Below are 21,419 nucleotides of genomic sequence, written 5' to 3' on the forward strand. Positions count from 1 at the left end.
ATCCTGGCCAACACCGGATACGTGTCCGGTAAGCCTCCCGCGTCCGAACGGAGTTTCCGTTGAGTTATCTTCAGTTCCCGCGCCTACACTTCTCAGGAAGGTTCGTTTTCGACCCTTCCACCGTCAACAACGACCAAACGCACTTCAACAACGACACGTTCCAACCTCGTTTTCACAGACGCAGCCGGTCCACAGAGGACGGCTGGTGGAATCCACGGGGAAGCGCCTCGTTCCGCCTGCGCGACTGCAGGGTGACCAGCGTCGTGGGGGCGGATGGCCGCCTGGTGACGTCCGATGCGATCGAGCCCGTCGTCGGCGGCTCCCTGATGGACGACGGCGATCGCGTCAGCGCAAAGATCCAGGACCTGGACCCAGTGCAGCAGGGCGTTTCCCAGATCTGGGGCCTGCGGCTTCGGCTGTTCGACAGCGGGCAACGGCAGGTTCTGCACGGGGACTTCCGCCACGCCTCGTTCGTCGACCTGTGGGCGCGCTACCCCCAGGCCACAGGCCTGGACGGGTACTCCGCCGCCTACCAGTCCGTCATCAGGCTCAGCCCTGACCAGACGGACACGGGGTCGTCGCCGTTCCTGAAGGAACTGTTGGAGAGCACGGCCGATGACGAGTTGTCCATCAAGTTCATGCTCGACGGCTACGAACCCGACTGGGACTCGCCGCGGTTCGGCACGGGCCGCATCGTGGGCTCCATCGGGCCGACCGCGTCCGGAGAGCCCCGGCACTTCACCGCGGCGCGCCGACTGCGCAGCCCAGCCGGGGGCGGACCCCTCATGGACGCGCCGTGTCGCATCGACGGGCAGGACCGGCTGCACATCGATCTGGGCAACAGCGTCCCCACCAGTACCCCCGGCGGCCCTCCCCTCGACAGCATCGGCCTCCTTCAGGTGGTGGCCCTGCCGAAGGGCGGCGGCGAGCCGGATGTGCTGGCTCAGCTCGGCCCCCTCGACGGCAGGTTCCTCACCGAGCGCGCGGGCATCGCCACCATCCAACTCGGGCAGGACAAGGCGGCGTTCTCGGACCGTCGGCTCGCTCTGCGGACTCTCGACGGCACCGTGCTGCTGGAGGAGAACAGCGACGCCAGTTTCGCCCGCGCCGACGACGTCGTCTTCCATGTCTACCCGCCGGTGCAGGCGGGGGAGGGCTCGACCACCACCGTCCACGCCACCCGGTTCGGTGAGCCGGCCGCCAATGTCAAGATCGTTTTTGGCAATGCCGCCATGGAAAACGCCAAGCGGCATTCCGACGACAATTCGCTGGTCGCACCGCCGATCCCGATGGGCGAGCCAGGCGGGCTCCAGCCGATCCAGCCCGTAACCACCGATCAGCGAGGGCAGGCCACGGTCCGACTGGCGGCGACCGACCCGGGCAACCCGCGCGGTTACATCGACGGACAGGTCTACAGCGTCGATTACGGCCCGGAGTACTCGAGCGGCAGCGGGACCGTGATGCACACGGAAGACCAGCTCAACGTACTGGTCTGGGACGAGTACAAGGAGCCGGCCGACATCGCCTGGATCCCCGACGTCAAGCCGATCCTCCAGCAGTACGCCAACCTGTACCCGGTGATGCGGGATGTACTCGACCTGGCGAACTACCACGACGTCGTCAAGTACAAGCACCGCCTGCAGCACGTCCTCACCGAGCCCATGGATTCACCGAGCCACATGCCGGTCACCCGCGACCTGTCGCCGGGCAAGCGGGATGCGATCGTGAGGTGGCTGCGCCAGGAGCGGCCCCCCTTTCTGGCGCTCCGGAACGTCGATGACCTGCGCCACGCACTCCAGCTCGCCCTGGAGCTTGAGCACTCCACCATTCCGCCGTACCTGTACGCGCTGTTCTCCCTCAAGCCCGGCAGTAACCGCGAGGTGGCCGAGATCATCCGGGGCGTGGTGATGCAGGAGATGCTGCACATGACCCTGGTGGCCAACATCCTGACCGCGTTGGACGGGAAGCCCCGGATCGGTCGGCCGGGATTCGTGCCGACGTACCCGAACCACTTGCCCGCCGGGGTACTGCCCGACCTCGTCGTCTCGCTGCGCCGGTGTTCGATCCAGCAGATCCGCGACGTGTTCATGGGGATCGAGAGGCCCGAGCGACCTCTCACCAAGGCGAGGACGCCCTATCCAGAGCCAGTCGTCCCCGAGCGGATCGAGCTCAACGAGCTGGGTGAGGTCACGTCCTACCACTACGAGTTGCCCCAGAACAACACTGTCAAGATGGGCCAGGCCATTTCGGCGCAGGATCTGGACACCCATCTGTTCTCCCCGCTGAGGACCTTCTTCCAGGAGGCGGAGTTCGAGGAGTTCACCATCGGGTGGCTCTACACACAGGTGGCCAGAAAGATCAGCGAGATGGGGGACGGCATCTTCACAGGGAAGGACAGGCCCCAGGTGCTGAACTGGCCCGGCGAGGCGCCGGGGAACCTCCACAGGGTGTACGACGTTGCCACCGCCCACTCCGCGATCTACGAGATCATCCATCAGGGCGAAGGCACCATCGGCAACCCCGAGTATCAGGGTCAGCCCTCCCACTACTACCGGTTCCAGCAGGTCGTCAGAGGCAGACGCCTGATCCAGAAGGACGGTGCATGGGTGTTCGAGGGCGAGGAGATCCCCTTCGACCCGGACGGCGTGTACCCGGTGATGGACGACCCCGATACGTCCGCGATTCCGCAGGACTCTCCCGGCCGGCTCGCATCCGAGCTGTGCGACCGGACGTACGGTGATCTCCTCGGGGCCCTGGACCGGGTCTTCAACGGGCACCCCGAGCACCTTAAGGAGGCAGTCTCGCTGATGTACTCCGTCGAGGTCCGTGCCAAGGAGCTGTTCCAGCACCCGTCCGCTCCCGGCGCCGATACCGTCCTGGGACCGAGCTTCCAGGTCTGACGCGACGCCAGGCGGCCACCACCTCCGCGACCGCCACTCGCGCATGTGCGTCCAGGGCCTGGCCGGAGCATTGCCCGGCCAGGCCCGGACTCCTGGTGCGGCGTCCGGGGCCGCAAGCCAGTGTGTCCCTCCGGCGCCACCGCCGACAGCAGCCGCGCAGACCACCGGCACCGATCGGATACCGCGGTCAGCAGCAGAACAGCGGTAGTCGGGGTCGCGGGAGGTCTTCCAGGTCTTTATGCGTTGAAAGGAGACGCCCTCCTCGCGGAGCAGACAGAACCCGCAGGCCCTCGTGGCTGATGTCGTCAACCACCCCCTCGGCGACCAGGAAGTCGGCCAGCTTGGCCAGGCTCCAGGTCGAGAACGGCAGGCCGTGCTCGGCCGGCTTCGACTTGGCGATCTTCTTGATCTCCCGGCGTTCGGGGAGGGTGAAGGTTCTCGGCCGGCCGCCCCTGTACTTCGGGTAGAGAGCCTCGAAGCCGTCCGCGTTGAAGTTGTGGATCACGTCCCGGACATGGTCCGCACTGGTGAACATCACCTCGGCGATCTTCGCCACGGGCATCCCCTGCACGGACAGCAGCACCATCTGGGCCCGCCGCCAGGTCGCCACCGACCCCGTGCCCCTGCGGATGATCCGCAACAGGCGCTGCCCCTCGTCGTCGATCTCGCGGACACGTACTCGTTCTGCCACCCGGACAGCCTGGTGGCCCGGCGCCGTCCGGACCAGCGCCTGAACGGCGTGTTATGTCACCGCGGGGCAAAGGCTTCCTGATGCGGCACCCAGTGTTTGCGGTCGGCTCAGCGCAGGGCTGTGATCAACCGATCCAGGTCGGACCCGGTCGTGGCTAGCGGGGCGAGGTTGGTGTCGATGAGGTGCCGCCAGCGTCGGTAGAAGACCGGCTTCATCGGCCGCAGCGGGTGCCCGGAGGGCAGCCGCTCCGGCACCGTGAACATGTCGGCCAGTGTCCGGACCAGGTCGCCGAGGCGGGGGTCGGCGGAATCGCTGGCCGCGCGTAGCAGTATCAGCGCCAGCAGGGCCACCGGGTCGGCGCAGCCGTGATCCTGGCCTGGTCGACCGACGGTGTTCGGTTCCTCGGTGACCGCCCGCCAAGCCAGCAGCCGCTCGGCCAACTGCGGTATGTCCCCACCAAGCGCAAGGCAGCTTTCGACCAACTGTGGGGCTATGTCGTTCAGATCGTCGGTGTGGTCGCTGGTCGTGATCACCAGCAGCGTGCAGCACCAGGCCCGGGCGAGATGGTGGACGTCTGGACCGCTGGCGTGCCGCGACAGCCGCAGTGCCTCGCCGGGGTCGAAATCCAGCTGCTGCGGTACTCGCCCGGATACCCGAATGCGCACGAGGAGGGGAAAGTGCTGATGCGCCCCGAACGGGTCAGTGCCCGCGATATCCACCAGGTGCTCGCGGCTGATCTGGGCGTTGAGCCGGTCGAATAGCGCCGATGCGGAAATCGGCTCGCCGGGCAGCTCATGCACGACCACCCGTGCGCTCTCAGCCGCGGTGAGGCGGATGCTGGCCGACGACGACGGGACGCAGAATGGGCGATTGCAGCTCACCGGATCAGCACAGCCGTGACTCGGGTCCGGGCGGTTCTGGGCGTGCTCCCTAGCTGGACGGGTTCGGCGGCGGCTCATGACGCCACTATGTCATCCGGCCTGCAGCCGGGGCAGTTCACCGCTGGGCCGTTCCACGCCCACTTCACCCCGACCGGCCCCTCCTGGATCAACCAGGTCGAGCGCTGGTTCGGACTCCTGACCGACAAGCTCATCCGCCGAGGCATCCACACCTCCGTCCAGGCCCTCGAGAACGACATCCGCGACTGGATCGAGACGTGGAACGCGAACCCCCGGCCCTTCGCCTGGACCAAGACCGCCGACGAGATCCTGAACTCCCTCGCCGACTACCTCGCAAGGATTACCCCCGAACCAGAAAACAGAGCTAACTAAAACCTCAGAACTTCGGACGCATCACACTGGTCAGCGAGCATTCTTCGGTGCGCGGCCCCTGGCGGGAGCGTGCGCCTCGCCGAGCCGTCACGAACGGCAAATCGGCCGGCCTGAAGCATGGTCGGCGGAGAGGATCTGCTGCTGGCCCGGGAACGGCGATACTGCGCAGCCAGCCGGCGTTCAGAACCGGTCAGCGGGTGCTCACTGCCTGGTGTGATGTCGGTCGGCCACGGGCACAGGCGAAGGCCGATCGGTCGAACGGGCCGGGTCAGGCCCGTGGCCGTGTGCGGCCAAGTAGCGTCGGTGGCGCGGTCCGTGCGGGGGAGTGGGGGGTTGCCGGGTGGCGAGGTGGAGCCAGAGGTTCACCGGAGGTGTTCTTCTGGAGGTGACCGGGGCAGGGTGCCACTGGCCGGGCTGTGGCCGTCCCTTGACCATGTGGGTGGACGGGAAGTCGGTCCTTGACGCGGAGATCGCGCACATCCGCGCGGAGCGACCGGGAGGCAAGCGCCACGATCCTTCCTGGACCCGTGAGCAGCTGAACGGCCCCGAGAACCTGCTCCTGCTCTGCACGCCACACCACAAGGTCATCGACGGGGCAGGAGCCGACGCCTACCCGGTGGAGGAACTCGAGCGCTGGAAGCGGAACCACCTGCCGGCGGGGAACAGCCAGCACCTGGGAGTCGGTACCGCCGGGGGACACCGCCCCGTGGCGGCGGCCTGGCGGTCGTGGCCCACCGTGGCGGAACTCGACGCCCTGGCCGCAGGCGTGCACCCCAGCTGGACGCACGGCGGCGACACCCTGCCCGCCTACGTGCCACGCGACCTCGATCAGCACCTCGCCGATCTGCTGGCACGGGCAGGGGTGCAGGGCGGCATGGTGCTGGTCGCCGGCGACACCGCGTGCGGGAAGTCCCGCCTCGCCCTCGAGGCCGCCCGCCAGGCCCTGCCCGACCACCTCGTGTGCCAGGTTCCCAACGACGGCCTGCAGATGGCGATAACGGCCGTGATGCACTGCCCCAAACCTTGCCTGCTGTGGTTGGACGGCCTCGAACACCACGACCGGCTGGAGGGCTTCGACATCGCCGAACTGCGGCGCTGCCGCATCCCGATCCTCGCCACCGTCCACCTCCGGCACCTCCCACCACCGCCCGCCCCCCACCCCGGAGCGGGCGGGAACTCCGTTGCTGCGCTCTCCGCCTCGGTCGTGGACCAGGCCTCGACCGTCTTCCTCAACCGGGCCTGGAGCCCGGCCGAGATGCAGCGCGCCCGGACCGCCCCGGATCCGCGCGTCCGGTTCGCCTCCGACCAGTGCACCCGCCGAGGAGTCAGCGAGTTCCTCACCGCAGGTCCCGCCTTATGGGCAACGTGGCAAGCGGCATGGCGCATTGGCGGAAACCCCCGGGGAGCCGCCCTGGTCCGCGGCGCCGTCGACCTGACCCGCGCAGGCCTGAGCGGCCCGTTGCCGGCCGCCCTGCTCACCCGGGCACACCGCTACTACCTCGCCGACGCCGGCGGCGACCTGCTGCGCCCCGAACCCCTGGGGGAGGCTTTCGCCTGGGCAGACGGCACCCGGATCGGAATGACGAGCCTGCTTCAGCCTACCGCGGGCGGGGCACGACGCCCCTTCGCCGGCCTTCTTGGTGACGTCCCGGCACAGCCATCGGAATCCGTCCACCCATTCGTGTGGTTCGAAGCGCTCGGCAGCGCGCCGGACGTGAAAACAGCCTGGGCCGTGGCCTCCAACGCGCAGCGCGAACAGCCGTCGATCGCGACCGGATTGTGGCGGAGTCTGCGCGAGGCCGGCCTCGCCGCAGTGCTGTGGCACGAGGCCGCAACCCTGATCCAAGATGACCGCTGCGAGGAAGCCCTCCAGTTCCTGCACGAACAGGCTGATCCCGCGGATGCCTTCGCGCGGCGGATCACCGCCGTGGCTCTGAGCGAGCTCCATCGCCTGGACGAAGCCGAGACGGCGTGCCGTGAAGCCCATGCGCTCGGAGACACAGACAGCCTCGCCGACCTGGCGCAACTCCTGGCCGAGCGTGGCCACCTCGATGAAGCCGAACGCGTCTACCGGCGCGCCGCCCGGGCCGGTGCCCGCAACGCCTGGTTCAACCTGGGTGTGCTGCTTGCCGAGCGTGGAAAGACCCAGCAGGCCATCCGTGCCTACAAACAGGCCATCTCCGCAGGGGACAGGGACGCCCTGGCGAACCTGGGCCGACTCCTCGCCGACACCGGGAAAACCCGCGCCGCCGAAGCGGCACTTCGAGAGGCCACCGACCTCGGTGACCACGACGCGCAGCTGGACCTCGCCAACCTCCTCAAACGCCTTCGCCGCACCGAGGAAGCCGTGCAGACCTACCAGCAGCTGATCGAGCACGGAGACGTCCGCGCCTGGATCAACCTCGGCAACCTCCATGCCGACAGTGACCAGCCGATCCAGGCCGAGCACGCCTACAGACAAGCCCTTGCATCCGGCCTTCCCATCGCCCACTCCTACCTGGGACGCCACCTGGCGGCCGAGCAGCGCTGGCACGACGCCGCACCACACCTGCGCCACGCCGCGAACATGGGCGCCACCGGCGCAGCCCTCCACCTCGGTCTCGCGCTCAAGGAACTGGGGCAGATCCAAGAGGCCAAGAACGTGCTCAGCGCCGCCGCGCGAGCGGGCGAGCCGCTCGCTGCTGTCGCCTTCGCCGCGATCGCCGGCGAAGGTGACGCGGACGAGCGCCGCGAACTGCTTCACAAAGCGGCCGACAGCGGAGACCCGGACGCGATGTTCCTGGTGATGCTCGACCTCGAACACGCCGGATACCTGCGGCGGGCCAAGGCCCTCCGCCGGCGCCTGGCTGACTGCGGTGACCAAGTGACCGCCGCAGTCCTCGCCGCCTACAGCCCACCCACCAAACCGATCAGCCTCTTCCCCGAATCCCAGACCCGGACCACAGACGCCGACATTCGGGGCTGAAGCGGCCGGTGGGGCCTTCGGCACCGGGTGGCACCGCGGCCGGGCACACGCCCGGGCCTGGTCCTCGCCGTCGGCCGACCAGTCGATTGCCGACGGCGGCGCAGCGCCGGTCACACCGGGGCCCCCGACCGCCACGGGCGTCGGATGCGTCCGTGGGTCTACGAGCAACACTCCAACGGAGGGTTGTACTTCTCCGGCCCGACCCCCTGGCACCCTGCGGCTGACGAAATCCTCGCCGCCTCTCACGTTCGGCGACATACCGTCGGTGTTCGACCAACTCGCTGCACACGGGCTTGATTGGCACTATCCGGACTTCGCGAGAGGCTCCCCCCGGCCCCGGCCCCGGCCCCGGCCCCGGCCCCGGCACGGCCGGGGGGAGCCTTCGTTGCTTCTCGCTAGTGTCCTTGGTTCTGCCTGTTCGCCACCGGGTGCACAGGCGTGGCGGTGTCGGCGGGTTCGTGGTCTCCGTAGGCGGCGGACACCGGCGCCTCAGACTCGGCGGCGTGCGACGGCGTCGCGAGGCCGAACGCGGCGCTCGCCACAACGACGCTCGTGACAGCCATCTTCGCGAGCCCGCCAGTAACATCCGGCATGTACTACCTCCCCCGTTCATCACCCGCCCCACTGGCGGGAGTTGACACGGGCATCAAACCGCCGACCGCAGGCGGGGACAACCCTCCGAGGAACCGCCTCAGAGCTCCACGATCATCCCCCCTGCCCGTCCGAGGATCACCCTGGTTGGCCTGGCTCTGTCCAGGGGACGTCGCGTACGGGCTGTTGGCCGGGTCGGGGCCTGCGCCCCGCCGGGCGGGCGCTTGGGCCGGGCGTCTGGTCGCCTCCGACAGGACTGTCGACCGTCCGGTCGGGTGGTAGGCCGAGCGCCCCATACAAGGTCGCCACCGCCGCGTCCGAGACGCGACGACCAGGCCATCAGGGAGGTCAGCGCCAGTCGAGACCGAGCGCGGCGAGCTGGTCGAGCTGCTCGCCGCCGAGCCCTCGCCCGGCGGCTCGTCGTGTTGGAGAGCCACACCCGGGCGGAAACCGTTCGCCCCGGCGTTCGGGCGGCGGGCATAATCGGCCGGTGGATCTGCCTCCCCTGCTGGCCGCCATCGAGCGCGGCGACGACACCACGGTCTTCGAGTTCCTGGAGGACGTGGCGAACGACGAACTCACCGGCGACGACGGCATCACCCTGCTGGCCGCCGCCGCGTACGCCGGGCGCGACGAAGTCGTCGACCGCCTGGTCGTGTGGGACGTCGACCCGACCCGCCCCTGGGCCGGCGGTGTCGACCCGGTCACCTGGGCCGCCGAGAACGGCGCCTATTGGGTCCTGAACGCGCTGTTGTCCCCGGACCGCGACCCGCTGCGCGCCGCCAGTCCGCACCGCCGCGCGCTGCGGGTGGCACGTGCGGCCCTGGAGTCCGGGGTCGGCGCCGGGACCGTGCCGCCCCCGGCCCACCGGGCGGTCATCACCCATCTGGAGGCGACGCTCGGCGTCCACGCCACGCCGGACGAGCTGATGGCCCGCGCCCTGGTCCATGCCGACCCCGAGCACGACGACTGGTTCGCGTCGCTGTCCCGGATCGCCGAGCCGGAGAGCCAGGAGAGGTTCGACTGGGCCCGCGCGGTGGCCGAGGGCGCCGGGGAGGCCGGCTCGCTCGACCGTCGGCGCTTCGCGCTCGACGCGATCAACTTCCTCGGCTTCGGCGTCAATCCCGACAACGGCAACGACGCGCCGCCGTTCGAACGGGAGGCCGCCGAGTTCCTCCGGCCCCGCCTGGATACCGAGCAGGACCCGTACGCCCTGCGCACCGTCATCGCGGCCTTTACCCGCTACTGCTCCCGCGAGGAGCTTCCGGCCGTCCTGGCCCACGCCGACCACCCCGACCCGGGCGTCCGCCAGTGCGTCGCCCTGGCGTTCCCCAGCCTCCTGGCCGGCCACCCTGACGCCCTCGCCGCCCTCCTACGCCTGGCCGACGACCCCGCCCCCGCCACCCGGACCAGCGCGCTCTACAGCCTCACCTACTCCCCCCTCGGCACCCGCGTCCTGCTCGACACCCCCGCCCTGCGCGCCGTGCTGGCCGCCCACCTCACCGACCCCCATTTCGACGCCCGTCTCGAAGCCGCCATCGCCCTGGCCCTGCGCGGCGACGAACGCGGCACGCCGGTCCTCGACGAGATCCGCCGCGGCATCAAGAACCGCAGCAGCCGCGGCGCGGGCCGCCTCGACGACCTCCGCCACCAGCTCCGCGCCCGCACCCCGGGCACCTGATCTCACGGCCGGGCCGACGATGTAGGTGGGGAGGTCACAGAGCGCAGAGCATGCCTCGCCTGCCGGTCCCAGTGTGCGCCGGAGCCGGTTCTGGCGGATCGCTCGGGCTCCGCGGCCCACCGCCCTCCGTTGCGCGGCCCAGCCGGTGACCTCCGGCTCGGCGCGCAGCCCGTTCGGCTGTCCACAGCCAGCCTTGGCCAGGGTGGCACCAAGACGATGAAGAAGACCACAGCGCCCTGCCCGGCCCCGGGCGCCTGCGGCCTATTGGTGGAGGCGGGCCGACCCGGGTTGATCTGGGCGAAGGCGGGGCCGGCGCACGGCGGCCGTCTGCCCGTGATGATCCGTCACCGTCCCACCGTGACGGAACCCGAGGGTCACCACAAGCCGCCCCGCTGTGTGTGGCCTTGGTTGTGGGTGTTCGGTTGGTGGGTGGTCTTTCCGGGGTTGTGTGATTGCCGGGTGGTGACGGAACCCGGGTGAGGCGGGCCGGCTGGGTTCTTCCGGGGCCTCGGAAGACTGATCACCGCCCGCTTGGAAAAGGGGCAGGCCGCAGGGCCCGCCTCCAGCCACGCCCCAGGCCGGAGCCATGGCCGCCGCCGCGCTGGGTGGCCAGAGAAGACTGGGCACCTAATCCGTCCCGACTGAGTAGTCGCGCTCATGTGTGGTCCCGTTTGGTGCGGTGGAATCGGTCCATGGACAACATCCCGGCCGGATCCGCATCGTCACCGCACGACCGCGACGCGTGGAAGTTTCCGCTCGTCGGGACGGTTCTGCTGCCGCTCTGCCAGATCCTCTACTGGTACGTCGTACTGGTGCGCGCGGTCGCGGTCGACCAGTGCATGCCACGGGGTGCCTGTGGGCGGGACTGGGGCCTGCAGTACGACGCTGCCTACGGCCTGATGGGCGCACAGTTGGTGCTCATCGCCGCTGCCTGGGTCCTGCCGCCCCGGATGCGCTGGGCTCCATGGCGCTTCGTCGCATCCGCCGTGAGCGTGATGTGTGGCCTGGCATGCAGCGTGGTGATCCAGAACTTCGGCTGAGGGCACACGACACCGCCCGGCCCGGGTACGCGCGGCGCCGATCTGCCTGGACCCGCCGCCTGCCGCTCACCCGCCGGCTGAGCCTTGGATCAGCAGAAGCGGGTTCAGCGGCGTTGTTGGTGGGGACGTCTGGCCGGGTGGGGGCGTGAGGCTGGGACGCCGCCCTGGGCCGCGCCCCCGCAGTACGGGGTGGACGTTGCTGCGGCCGCCGCACCCGCGGTCGAAGTTCGCCGAGAACGGGCCAAACTCACCGAGATGGGTCACCGGACCTTGACCACCGGTCGGCGTGGGCCGTGTCGGGGACGCAGGCTAAGGGCTTGCAGATGATTAACACGCGGGTTTGATCTTCGAGTTGGGCTGGTTGCTCTGTGCGAGGACGCGAGCATGGAGGGCGGCCAAGGCTGAAGGCGGGGACGCTGCAGGCGGGATGGTGGTCCCGAGCTGGTCAAGCAGCTGCCTGATCTTGTGGAAGGTGCGGTGCACCGCGCTTCTGCTGCTGTCGAGCAGTACGGCGAGGGGTTCTGCGGGCAGGCCGAGCCACAGGTGGAGCACGGTGGCCAGGACCTGTTCGTCGAAGGGAAGCCGAGGTGGACGGCCCATGCCGGCGCCGGGTTGCGTTTCGTGCATGGCGGCCAAATCCGCTGTAACCGCGCGTAGTTGCTGCTGGGACATGCCGGTCAGGGCGGGATCGGACAGAGTGTCCTGATCCCAGGAGTCCGCCGACGCGCGGGTATCGGATGGTGCGTGCTCGTCGGTCGGGGATGTATCGGCCAGGGCGGGGTGCAGGACGTAGTTCCAGTCACCGTGGAATGTGTGCCGGGTCAGCGGCAGGGCGGCCATGTCAGCGTCGCCGATCCGGACGCCGGTCGGGTAGAGGCCTGTGTCGAGTGCGGCGTGGACGCGCAGTCCGCTGCGGTTGGTGGTCGCGGCGATGGTCTGCACGATGACTTCGTGGCTGGTCAACGGGCGGCCGCGCCAGTTCATGGTGATGTGGGAGAACAGCCGGTGCTCGATCTTGTTCCACTTGGAGGTGCTCGGCGGCAGGTGGCAGACGGTGATCGTCAGCCCGGTCTCGGCAGCAAGCGCGGCCAGCTCGATCTTCCACGCCCGGGTCCGGTAGCCGTTGGAGCCCCCGGCATCCGCGGTGATCAGCAGCCTCGTCGCCCGCGGGTAGGTGGTCCTGCCCAGGCCGTGCCACCATCGGCGGATCGAGGTCACGGCGAAGGCGGCGGTGTCGTGATCGCAGCCGACGTTCACCCAGCCGGCGTTCGCCGCGAGGTCGTAGATCCCGTACGGCACGGCCTTGCCCAGCTCCGGATCGGCGAAGTCGTGGATGCTCACCCGCACCGGCTCACCGGCGGGCTGCCACTCGCGGCCGCTGTTCTTGAACTCGCCGACGAGTTCCTTCTTCTTGGTGTCCACACTGATCACCGGCTGACCCGCGTCCCGGTGCTCGCGGACCTGCTCGCCGAGGTAGCGGAACTGCGCGTCCCGGTCGGGATGCTGCTTTCCTTCCAGCGTCTTGGCGTTCGCCTGTAGGCTGAAGCCTTCCTCGCGGAGCAGGTCGGCGACCGTATCGGCCGAGACCCGGTGGCCCTGCCGGGTGAGTTCGGCGGCCAGGCGGCGGGTGGACTTCGTCGTCCACCGCAACGGCGACATCGGATCACCACGCACATCCGGCTCCACCAGGGCCAACAGCGCCGGCCGCAGGGCAGGGTTCAGGTCGGCCAGCCGCCTGCGGCCCCCGCCGGCGCGGCGCACCCGGCCCAGCGGATCATGGCCCGACTCCAACTCGGCCACACCTCTCGACACGGTCACCTCGCTGACGCCCGCCGCCCGGGCGACGGCCCGAATCCCACCGTGCCCCAGCGCCCGGGCCTCCGCTCCCATCGCCAGACGCCGCTGCCTCTCGTCCAGATGCGGCAGCAACACCCCTAACTTGGCCGCGAGTTGAGACCTCGCCCCCTCCGATACACCCATACCAGACCAACGAGCCGCAGAGCAGAAAGCAACACGTTGTTCCTCTGCAAGCCCTAAGGGCTGTCCCGTAATTGATCTTTGAGCGGTTCGAGGAGCGGTCGGTCGACCGCCAGTACGTTGGCTTATGCAGCCTGGAGCAGGTTGTACAGGCGGGCAATGCCGAGCATGGCGTGGTGAACGCCGTCGCCCTTGAGGCGGCAGTCGCGCAGGACCTTCCAGGTCTTCATCCGGGCGAAGACGTGCTCCACGCGGGCTCGGACTTGCTTGTGCTCGCGGTTGTGCTCGGACTGCCACTCGGTGAGGTGGTCGATCAGGCTCTGGCCTACCGTCCCCTTGCGTTGTGAGATGACCTCAAGCCCAAAGCCAGATGATCAAGGCAACGGCGGTAACGGTGCTTAGGAACGCCGCGGGGTGGCGGCCCAGATCCGAAGTCGCCCCCGGCCCGCGCCACACCATGCTTGGCGGAGCCAAAGGGGCCTCCCCGTACGACCCTTGGGAGCTCTACCTCAGCCAACCTGCCCCGTTGGCCGCACCGTGATGTGGTTGATGTCGACGCCCGCGGGCTGGTTGATGGCGAACACAATGGTGTCCGCGATCTGCTCGGCGGTCATCGTGGCGGCTGCCTCGGGGGTGCCGCCGCGGGCATGCCAGAAGGGGGTGTCCACGATGCCCGGGGCGACAACGGTGACGCCGACTCCGTCCTGGCCGACCAGGAGGCGGGTGTTCTCGGCGAGGGCGTGGGCGGCCCACTTGGTGACGGAGTAGAGGTTGCCGGGGGTGTGGCGGACGCCCGCGACCGAGCCGATGATCACGATTCGGCCCTTGGAGGTCTTCAGGTGGGGCAGGGTCTCCTGGATCAGCAGGGCGGGGCCCAGGACGTTGGTGAGGATCATGGCGCGCATGTCCTCAGGGGCGTGGGTCTCCAGGTTGCCGGGCAGGGAGAAACCAGCGTTGGCTATGACGTTGTCCAGCTGGCCCCAGGTGTCCAGCACGTGGCGGACGGCGGCGGCGACGTCATCCGCTTCGCTGGCGTCGCCGGTGATCGTCAGCAGCCGCTCGCCCGCCCCCGCGGTGGTGGCGAAGGCGGCCAGCTTGCCCGCGTCGCGTCCGGTGACGGCCACGCGGTGGCCCTGCTTGAGCAGGGCGCGGGCGGTGGCGGCGCCGATTCCGGTCGAGCCACCGGTGATCAGCGTGACGGGTTCCATGGGACGGCCTCCTCGGCGACGGGGTCATCTGGGCAAAGCGCCTGCACTATACCCAGCGATCTTCGACGCTCGCTCCCGGCTTTCTCCGACGGCTCCGCTCCAGCCGCGGGCGGCGGCCGGCCAGGCGCACGCGCAGGGCAACGAAGGCAGAGGTCAGCTGATCGCGTGAGCCGCGTCGCCACGTCACCGTCCGGGCCGCCTCCCGACCTGCGGCCCTCACGTGCTCGGCCAGCGAGACGGGGCGTGTTGGCGGTAGCGGGGCTTGGGCCTGGGGCCGAGTCCGCCGTAGGGCGGCTGGTGGGTGACCACCTCCAGTGGGTGCGCGGTCGCCAGGCCCTTGACCTGAACGACCCAGGGCAGTTGTCGTTCGTCCAGGGCGGCACGGAAGTGCGCGTTGTCCCCGTAGCCGGCGTCCGCGACCACGGTCGGCGGGGTCAGATCCCAGGTGGCGAGCTCGTCGATCATCTCCACGGCCAGCCGCCACTTCGGCCGGTGGCCCTCGCCCTCAGGGATGCGGCACCGGGCCCTGCGACGCGCAGTGCACGCGGCCTCGGTGGGATCGTCGGAATGCTCCGGATCCCAGGAAGCGGGCAGGAACAGGCGCCAGTTCAACGGACATGATGCGGCGTCAGTGACCGCGTGGACGCTGACCCCGACCTGGCAGTTCCCCACCTTTCCGAGAGTTCCGGAGTACTGGCGGGCGACACCGGGCGAGCCGGTGCCGTCCTTCGGGAAGCCGGTGTCGTCCACGACCCACGCGTCCGGTGCCAGCGCCCGCACCGCCCGGTCCGCCAGGCGCGCTCTGACCTCCTCGACGGGCCAGGTCGAGGAGGAGATGAACTGCTGCAGGCGCTGATGGTCGATGCCAAGCCGCTCGGCCATCGGCTGCATCGACTTGCGCCGGCCGTCCAACAGCAGACCACGCAGGTAGCTAACGCCCTTGTCCTGCTGGTCCGCGCGCTGCAGCGGGGCGAAGATCTCTCCCGCGAACGCCTCCAACTCATCGCGTAACACGCCCAGTTCATCCGGAGTCATGCTCGCAGAGAACCGCCGAGAACCACTCCCGGCCAGCCCCCGCGCACCACGTGACAAGCACTACGCGCGGAACACGCGCACGGGACAGGCGGGCCCTCCGCTCGTTCCCGGCATTCAGGTGGACTCGGACGGCAACGACGCAGCCGTGCCCCGGGCCCAGCCGACGACCCGGCGCCCGACCTGCTCACCCCAGCCCTCGGGCAGCGGCTCCTCCCACCAGGGGTTCTCCTCCCAGAACTCCATGGCGAGGGGAGCCGTGTCCGGAAAGTGCCGACGGATCTCACCGGGCACCCAGGGGTCAGAGGTCAGCAGCTGCCACGATGAACTGTCGAACTCTCGTAGTATCAGCACCCGTTCTGTCCCCACGTAGCCCGCAAAGTCCGCATTGATCGCCTGCAGATCCGAAGGCAGCAGGGCCAGCAGCTCCAGCATCCCCACCCCGGCCTCGGAGAGCTTCGTGATCTCGGCAAGCCAGTCCTCGTCCTCGTAGAACCGCACCCGCCAGGTCAGCCCCAGCCCGAAACTCCCCAACCGCACCAGGAGTTCATTCAGCGTGACGTAGCGCCGACCCGCTGGCGCCCAGGGCACCGCTCGTCCTCCCGCCAGGCCTCGAACGCCACCGACTCCATCCCACCACCCGCAGCACCGGTTTCCATCCGGCGACCGTACCCAGGCGGCCGGATGCCTGCCTCCCCAATTTTCATCGCTGCCGTCCGGAACGGACACTGCGGCGGGCGTGAGCTTCGAGACTGCGGCCTGTCACTCCGCGCCACCTAACAAAGCACTACTAGTGCTGGATTCCTCTTTGGATGGGTATATGTGCTGGTGGAGGGACGGTTCGGTCGGTCAGGGGTGGGTGGTTCGGGGTGGTGCTGCGGGCGCGGCAGAGCCGTGATTCGGGCGAGGAAGCTATGGTTCGCCGATTGGCGAGGGCGCGGAAGGCACCGGCGGATCTGGTACAGCGGGCTCGGATGGTCGAGCTGAGCTGGGCGGGGTCGAGGGTGCCCGCGATCGCATCCGAGCTGGCGTGTAGTCAGAAGACCGTGCGGTGCTGGCTGCACCGCTTCAACCGGGACGGCACGGAGGGCCTGGAGGATCTGGGCGGGCAGGGCCGCAAGTGTCGGATCACCGAGGCCGAGCGCTCGCGGGTCATCGCCCTGGTCAAGCAGCCCCCGCCGGGCCGCCTCACGGTCCAGGTGGGTGGCGATCTGGAAGCGGAGGACCCGGCGGGGCCGCCGGAGTGGACCCTGGACGCACTGGCCGAGCAGGCACGAGCCGCCGGCATCGAGATCGGGCGCTCGCAGGTCCGCAGGATCCTGCTGGCCGAGGGAGTTCGGTGGCGTCGCACCAGGTCCTGGATCCGCTCCAAGGACCCGGACTTCGAGGGAAAAGGACGCGGGTCGTCGGCCTGTACACCTGCCCGCCCGCCGACGCGACGGTCGTCTGCGTCGACGAACTGGGGCCGGTGATCCCGCGCACCTTCCCGCCGGCGCCGGGCTGGTCGCCGGACGGACACCGCATCAAGAACGAGCTGGACTACGGCCGCGGACCGGAGAAGACCTGGGTCTACGGCGGCCTGCGCGTCAGCCACGGACAACAGGTCACCATGACCGCCTCCTCCCGCAACAGCGTCTTCTACCAACAGTTCCTACAAGTACTCGAGGACGCCAACCCCACCGGCGAGATCGTTGTCGTCACCGACAACCTGTCCTCCCACAACAGCCTGTCCACCCGCACCTGGCTCGAGGACCATCCCCGGATACGACATGTCTTCATCCCCGTCGGCGCCTGCTGGCTCAACCTCCAGGAAGGCTGGTGGCGCATCTTCCGCAAGGCCGCCCTCGCCGGCCAGTCCTTCGCCGGCCCCGACGAGATTGATCAGGCCACCCGCCTCGCAACCACCCAGCTCAACGCACGTGCCAAGCCCTGGATCTGGGGCAGACCGCCCCCACCAACCCGCCAATGCCGACGGCGATTTGTGTACCGCCTTTGAGGAATCCAGCACTAGTGCCGCATCAGGCAACGTTCGCCCTCTTGTGACGATCCGGCCGGTTGCTGCGGAGGGTGGCTCCGAAGGGTCAGAATGATCACGTGGCTGAACGCGTGCAGGTCCGGGAGATCGATGACGACGAGGGTCGACGGCTGCTGCGGATCGTCCGCCGGGGCACCGGGTCGGTGGTGACCTGGAGGCGGGCCCAGATGGTGTTGCTGTCCACCCAGGGCATGCCGGTGGCGAAGATCGCGGAGGTGACGTTCACCAGCGCGGACCGGGTCCGGGATGTGATCCACAATTTCAACGCGGACGGCTTCGACTCGCTCTACCCGAAGTACGGGGGCGGCCGCCCGAGGACGTTCACGCTGCCCGAGCGCCGGGAGATCAAGAAGATCGCCAAGTCCAGGCCGGCCGAGCACGGCTGCCGTTCTCGACCTGGAGCCTGGCCAAGCTGGCCGACTTCCTGGTCGCCGAGGGGGTGGTCGACGACATCAGCCACGAGGGCCTTCGGGTCCTGCTCCGAGAGGAGGGCGTCTCGTTTCAACGCGGGAAGACCTGGAAGACCTCGCGCGACCCCGACTACGCCACGAAGAAGGCGAGGGTCGAGCACCTCTACGCCATCGCCGACGGCGAGGTGATACCCGAGGAGGGCGAGCCCGAAGTCGTCTACTGCATGGACGAGTTCGGGCCGCTCAACCTCCAGCCCCACCCCGGGAAGCAGTGGGCGGAGCGCGGCGGACGGCACAAGGACCCCGATCGCGGGCCCAGACCCCGTGCGGGCGGGCGACCTACACCCGCCCGCACGGGGTCCGGCACCTGTTCGCCGCCTACGACCTCGCCAAGGACCAGCTCTACGGGCACGTCAAGAAGACCAAGAACCGCTCCAAGTTCCTGGAGTTCTGCCGCTACCTGCGCTCGCTGCACCCGGCCGGTGTTCGCATCGCGATCGTCTGTGACAACTCGCCGCACCTGACGACGAAGCAGTGTCAGCGGGTCGGGGCGTGGGCGGCGGCGAACAACGTGGAGATCGCCTACACCCCGACCAACAGCTCCTGGCTCAACCGGATCGAGGCCCAGTTCACCGCCCTGCGCTACTTCGCCCTCGACGGCACCGACCACCCCAGTCACAAGGCTCAGGGCAGCATGATCCGCCGCTACATCATCTGGCGGAACAAGCACGCTGCCGACGAACGCCTCCGCGCGGTCGTCACCCGCGCGAACGTGGCCTGAGCCAGCGCAGCACCCGGTGGTTCATGACAGGCTCCCGGGACTGCGGCTCCCAGATGACCAGGCAGTACTCCGCCGCCGCGCTCTTTCCTGTTGCGGCACTGGCTGACCTGACGCTGTTCGATCGCGTGAAAAGGCTCCCCGTCGGCGGCATCCGCGCCGCTGGGACGGGCACAGCACTGCCCCGAGGCGGCTGATCACCTAGGCGGACACATATGTGAGTGCCGGATACACCTCCGGGTCGCCCTCGACACCGGCCTCACGGAGGATCGGAATGAGGATCTCGGCGAAGCGGTTGAGGGCCTCCTCGGACTCCCAGACGTCGACGACGCGGAAGGTGCTCTCGCCCTGTCCCGCGATGTGTGCGAGCAAACCTTCTACGGGCCAGTCGGCTGGAGATTCCATCCGATTCTTGCCCCCCGTCAACTTGCGGTTGGTCTCCTCGTACTGCTCCTGTGTGAACTCGGGGGAGATGAGGACGATCGGCATTTGGGTCCTTCCAGATCGCGGGGACGCGGCATGGGGCTGCCACGTCTGGGCGGGAATCAGGCGACGGCGACGTCCGCCTGTTCACATAGCGATCCTGGGCCGCGGCGCATCATCGCGCATGACTTACTGCTCCACACGAGACGGAGTCACGCCCGTCGAGAGGGCGAACGTTGCCTGATGCGGCACTAGGCAGTGCGCACCGGTGCTAGCGTGCGGGGGTAACGGGGTGGCCAGGCCGGTGTCCGGGTCGGTGTCCAGCGAGCGAGCTGCCAGTGTTCCTGCACCCACAGGAAGACCTAGTTGTTGCGGGTCATGAGGTTGTTGACAGGGTGCTGGCTGCGTCCGCTGCTGGCGACCCGCCTCTGACATGAGCGCGAGCCGGTATCGGAGACCTACGGGGGCCGGTTCCCTGCAGTCGCTATTTGTCGGCGAGCCGGGCTTTCTTGACCCTGTTGCCGCAGGTGTTCATTGAGCACCAGCGGCGGTTTGTGCCGCGACTGGTGTCGAGGAAGAGGCCGGCGCAGCCGGGGCCTTCGCAGGCTTTGATCCGGCTGCGGTCGGGGCCTCCGAGTATTTGGATGGCGTCGGCGGCAAGCACTCCGAGTGCGTCCGCTACCGGCGCTTCCTTGCCGAAGTGCCAGACTGCGAGCCCGTTCTCAAGGCCGGGCCTTGGCTGTCCTGCGGCCGCGGCCCCGTTCAGGATCGCCGCGTCACCCGGATCGGGGCGTTGGGTGGCGGCGACGGCCAGCCCCGCACGGTAGATCGCTTCTCTCAGGGTTAGCGCATCCTGGAGCTCGGCGGGCGAGACGTCAGGCACGCCGAGCCCCGCGGCATGCAACCAGAGCTCAAGCCGGCCGGGGTTGGAGAGCCGCTCCTGGGGCGCCGCGCCGGCCCGGTCGCTCATCGTGGCGGTGAAGCGGAACGCCAGCACTTCGTTGTCCAGTCGGAACAGTCGACGGGCCTCCACGGTCACCCCCCTTCCGCAGGTATCACCATGGACCTACCTGAACCATCTTAGCCAGTTCGACACAGGCGTCGACTCGCGCCACAATGTGAACCGTCTTAGACGGTTCGTATTGTGGAGGTTGTGCGATGGGCGAGGTTGCGGTCATTGGTCTGGGCGGGATGGGGCGGGCGATCGCGCGCAATCTGGTGCGGGCAGGCCATGAGACTGTGGTGTGGAACCGATCAGAGGGGCCTGTGGAAGAACTCGCGCAGGCCGGCGCCCTCCACGTCGCATCCGTTGCGGAGGCCCTCCGGTGCCCGGTGGTGTTCTCGGTCCTGTCCGACGACACCGCCTTCACGGAGACCTTCCTGGACTCCGGGGTCCTGGGCCAGGCTCGACCTGGAGCGGTCCACGTCAACGTGGCTACGGTGAGCGTCGGGCTGTGCCGCCGGGCCGCAGAGGCGCACGCTGAGCACGGGATCGGCTATGTCGCCGCCCCGGTGTTCGGCCGGGTCAGCGTCGCGGAGGCCGGTGCACTGAACATCCTCGCCGCGGGAGAGCCCGGGCTCATCGACCGGGTTCAGCCGTTCTTCGACGCGATTGGATCGCGCACCTGGCGCCTGGGCGAGCGGCCCGAGCAGGCCAACACTGCCAAGGTCCTGGGCAATTACCTGATTGCCTGCGCGATCCAGTCGCTCGGGGAGGCGGTCAGCGTCGCCGACGCGGCTGGCGCCGACCCGGGTCAGTTCGTCGAACTGCTGGCTTCGACGCTTTTTCCCGGACCCGTCTACTCCGGATATGGATCGATGATCGCGCAGCGGAGATACCAGCCGGCCGGGTTCACCGCAGCACTCGGGCGCAAGGACCTCCACCTCGCCCTGGAGGCAGCAGCCGGTCAAGCGGTCTCCCTGCCGTTTGGTGAACTGCTCACAGGCGTGTTCGACCAGGCGATCGCCGACGGCCGCGCAACGGACGACTGGGCCGTGATCGCCGAGCAGCAGCCGCGGTGAACACCGCTGCTCGCACCGTCGTCGCCGCGCGGCGCCCAGCGCCAGGCAGGGCGGTCCGCGTGCTGTCCGTGCCGCTGATGATGCTCGCCGGAGGGCTCCTTGCTGCCCAGTCCGAGGTCAACGGGCGCCTCGCCGCCCAGCTCGGCACGGGGCCCCGCGCCGGCATCGCCGCAGGAGCTATCAGCATCGGCGTCAGCCTGCTGGCCTGCTGGCCGTCAGCTCGCTCATTCCCGCACGCCGGCGCGAGGTGGCGGGAATCACCTCAGTCTTTCGGGAGAGACGGCTGCGGCCTTGGGAGGCCTCAGAGGACGTTAAGTCCGTTTCTGGATGATCTGGTGTCGCCCGTTCGTGGGTACAGAGTCGTTCAGGCTGACTCGCGTGTCGTGTGCATGTTG

General features: G+C 69.0%; 13 protein-coding genes and 5 pseudogenes. 9 read left to right on the forward strand and 9 right to left on the reverse strand.

Annotation, left to right across the window (positions count from 1 at the left end; genetic code table 11):
- The first annotated feature begins 251 nt into the window (after window positions 1–251).
- Window positions 252–2,900: a ferritin-like domain-containing protein gene (locus ACZ6NC_RS23765; RefSeq protein WP_465735792.1), complete on the forward strand. Its 2,649-nt coding sequence runs from the start codon at window positions 252–254 to the stop codon at window positions 2,898–2,900.
- Window positions 2,901–3,089: 189 nt separating this feature from the next.
- Here ACZ6NC_RS23765 and ACZ6NC_RS23770 read toward each other — a convergent pair.
- Together ACZ6NC_RS23770 and ACZ6NC_RS23775 are read right to left on the reverse strand one after the other, a co-directional pair.
- Window positions 3,090–3,591 (reverse strand): annotated as a pseudogene (locus ACZ6NC_RS23770) (helix-turn-helix domain-containing protein); the annotation flags it as partial.
- A 107-nt stretch (window positions 3,592–3,698) separates the two neighbouring features.
- Window positions 3,699–4,472, reverse strand: coding sequence for a hypothetical protein (locus ACZ6NC_RS23775; protein ID WP_465735793.1), 774 nt, complete (start codon window positions 4,470–4,472; stop codon window positions 3,699–3,701).
- Between the two features lie 129 nt (window positions 4,473–4,601).
- Here ACZ6NC_RS23775 and ACZ6NC_RS23780 point away from each other — a divergent pair.
- The 4 genes and pseudogenes from ACZ6NC_RS23780 to ACZ6NC_RS23795 form a co-directional block, all read left to right on the forward strand.
- A pseudogene (locus tag ACZ6NC_RS23780) lies at window positions 4,602–4,862 on the forward strand (IS630 family transposase); the annotation flags it as partial.
- Window positions 4,863–5,295: 433 nt separating this feature from the next.
- Window positions 5,296–7,827 carry a tetratricopeptide repeat protein gene (locus tag ACZ6NC_RS23785; RefSeq protein WP_465735794.1) on the forward strand — a complete coding sequence of 844 codons (2,532 nt, stop codon included), beginning with the start codon at window positions 5,296–5,298 and terminating at the stop codon, window positions 7,825–7,827.
- A 1,081-nt stretch (window positions 7,828–8,908) separates the two neighbouring features.
- Window positions 8,909–10,099 carry a HEAT repeat domain-containing protein gene (locus ACZ6NC_RS23790; protein ID WP_465735795.1) on the forward strand — a complete coding sequence of 397 codons (1,191 nt, stop codon included), beginning with the start codon at window positions 8,909–8,911 and terminating at the stop codon, window positions 10,097–10,099.
- A gap of 692 nt (window positions 10,100–10,791) precedes the next feature.
- Window positions 10,792–11,139 (forward strand): hypothetical protein, encoded by a 348-nt coding sequence (locus tag ACZ6NC_RS23795; protein WP_465735796.1) that lies wholly within the window; start codon window positions 10,792–10,794, stop codon window positions 11,137–11,139.
- A gap of 327 nt (window positions 11,140–11,466) precedes the next feature.
- Here the strand turns inward: ACZ6NC_RS23795 and ACZ6NC_RS23800 are convergent, their stop codons facing one another.
- From ACZ6NC_RS23800 to ACZ6NC_RS23820, 5 genes and pseudogenes are all read right to left on the reverse strand, one after another.
- Complete coding sequence (locus ACZ6NC_RS23800) at window positions 11,467–13,119, reverse strand: ISAzo13 family transposase (RefSeq protein ID WP_465735797.1); 1,653 nt, start codon at window positions 13,117–13,119, stop codon at window positions 11,467–11,469.
- Window positions 13,120–13,241: 122 nt separating this feature from the next.
- Window positions 13,242–13,484: pseudogene (locus ACZ6NC_RS23805) on the reverse strand (transposase); the annotation flags it as partial.
- 141 nt (window positions 13,485–13,625) lie between these two features.
- Window positions 13,626–14,324, reverse strand: a complete 699-nt coding sequence (locus tag ACZ6NC_RS23810) for an SDR family oxidoreductase (RefSeq protein ID WP_465735798.1) — start codon at window positions 14,322–14,324, stop codon at window positions 13,626–13,628.
- Between the two features lie 100 nt (window positions 14,325–14,424).
- Window positions 14,425–15,359 (reverse strand): annotated as a pseudogene (locus tag ACZ6NC_RS23815) (IS701 family transposase); the annotation flags it as partial.
- 114 nt (window positions 15,360–15,473) lie between these two features.
- Window positions 15,474–15,947, reverse strand: coding sequence for a hypothetical protein (locus ACZ6NC_RS23820; RefSeq protein WP_465735799.1), 474 nt, complete (start codon window positions 15,945–15,947; stop codon window positions 15,474–15,476).
- 323 nt (window positions 15,948–16,270) lie between these two features.
- On the opposite strand from ACZ6NC_RS23820, the gene ACZ6NC_RS23825 reads away from it, so the two are divergent.
- The 3 genes and pseudogenes from ACZ6NC_RS23825 (at window position 16,271) to ACZ6NC_RS23835 (ending at window position 18,582) form a co-directional block, all read left to right on the forward strand.
- A complete protein-coding gene (locus ACZ6NC_RS23825; protein ID WP_465735800.1) occupies window positions 16,271–16,828 on the forward strand; it encodes a helix-turn-helix domain-containing protein in 558 nt (185 codons plus the stop codon).
- Complete coding sequence (locus tag ACZ6NC_RS23830; protein WP_465735810.1) at window positions 16,768–17,352, forward strand: IS630 family transposase; 585 nt, start codon at window positions 16,768–16,770, stop codon at window positions 17,350–17,352. The genes ACZ6NC_RS23825 and ACZ6NC_RS23830 overlap by 61 nt, the downstream gene beginning before the upstream one ends.
- Window positions 17,353–17,450: 98 nt before the next feature.
- Window positions 17,451–18,582, forward strand: a pseudogene (locus ACZ6NC_RS23835) (IS630 family transposase).
- Between the two features lie 198 nt (window positions 18,583–18,780).
- Here the strand turns inward: ACZ6NC_RS23835 and ACZ6NC_RS23840 are convergent.
- Both ACZ6NC_RS23840 and ACZ6NC_RS23845 read right to left on the reverse strand, forming a co-directional pair.
- Entirely contained in the window at window positions 18,781–19,068 is a 288-nt protein-coding gene (locus tag ACZ6NC_RS23840; protein ID WP_067010458.1) for a hypothetical protein, read from the reverse strand.
- Between the two features lie 418 nt (window positions 19,069–19,486).
- Window positions 19,487–20,041, reverse strand: coding sequence for a CGNR zinc finger domain-containing protein (locus tag ACZ6NC_RS23845; protein WP_465735801.1), 555 nt, complete (start codon window positions 20,039–20,041; stop codon window positions 19,487–19,489).
- Between the two features lie 119 nt (window positions 20,042–20,160).
- Here ACZ6NC_RS23845 and ACZ6NC_RS23850 point away from each other — a divergent pair, with 119 nt between their 5' ends.
- Complete coding sequence (locus ACZ6NC_RS23850) at window positions 20,161–21,024, forward strand: NAD(P)-dependent oxidoreductase (protein ID WP_465735802.1); 864 nt, start codon at window positions 20,161–20,163, stop codon at window positions 21,022–21,024.
- The last annotated feature ends 395 nt before the right edge of the window (window positions 21,025–21,419 follow it).

It is taken from the genome of Kitasatospora sp. NPDC041988 (genome assembly GCF_055588525.1).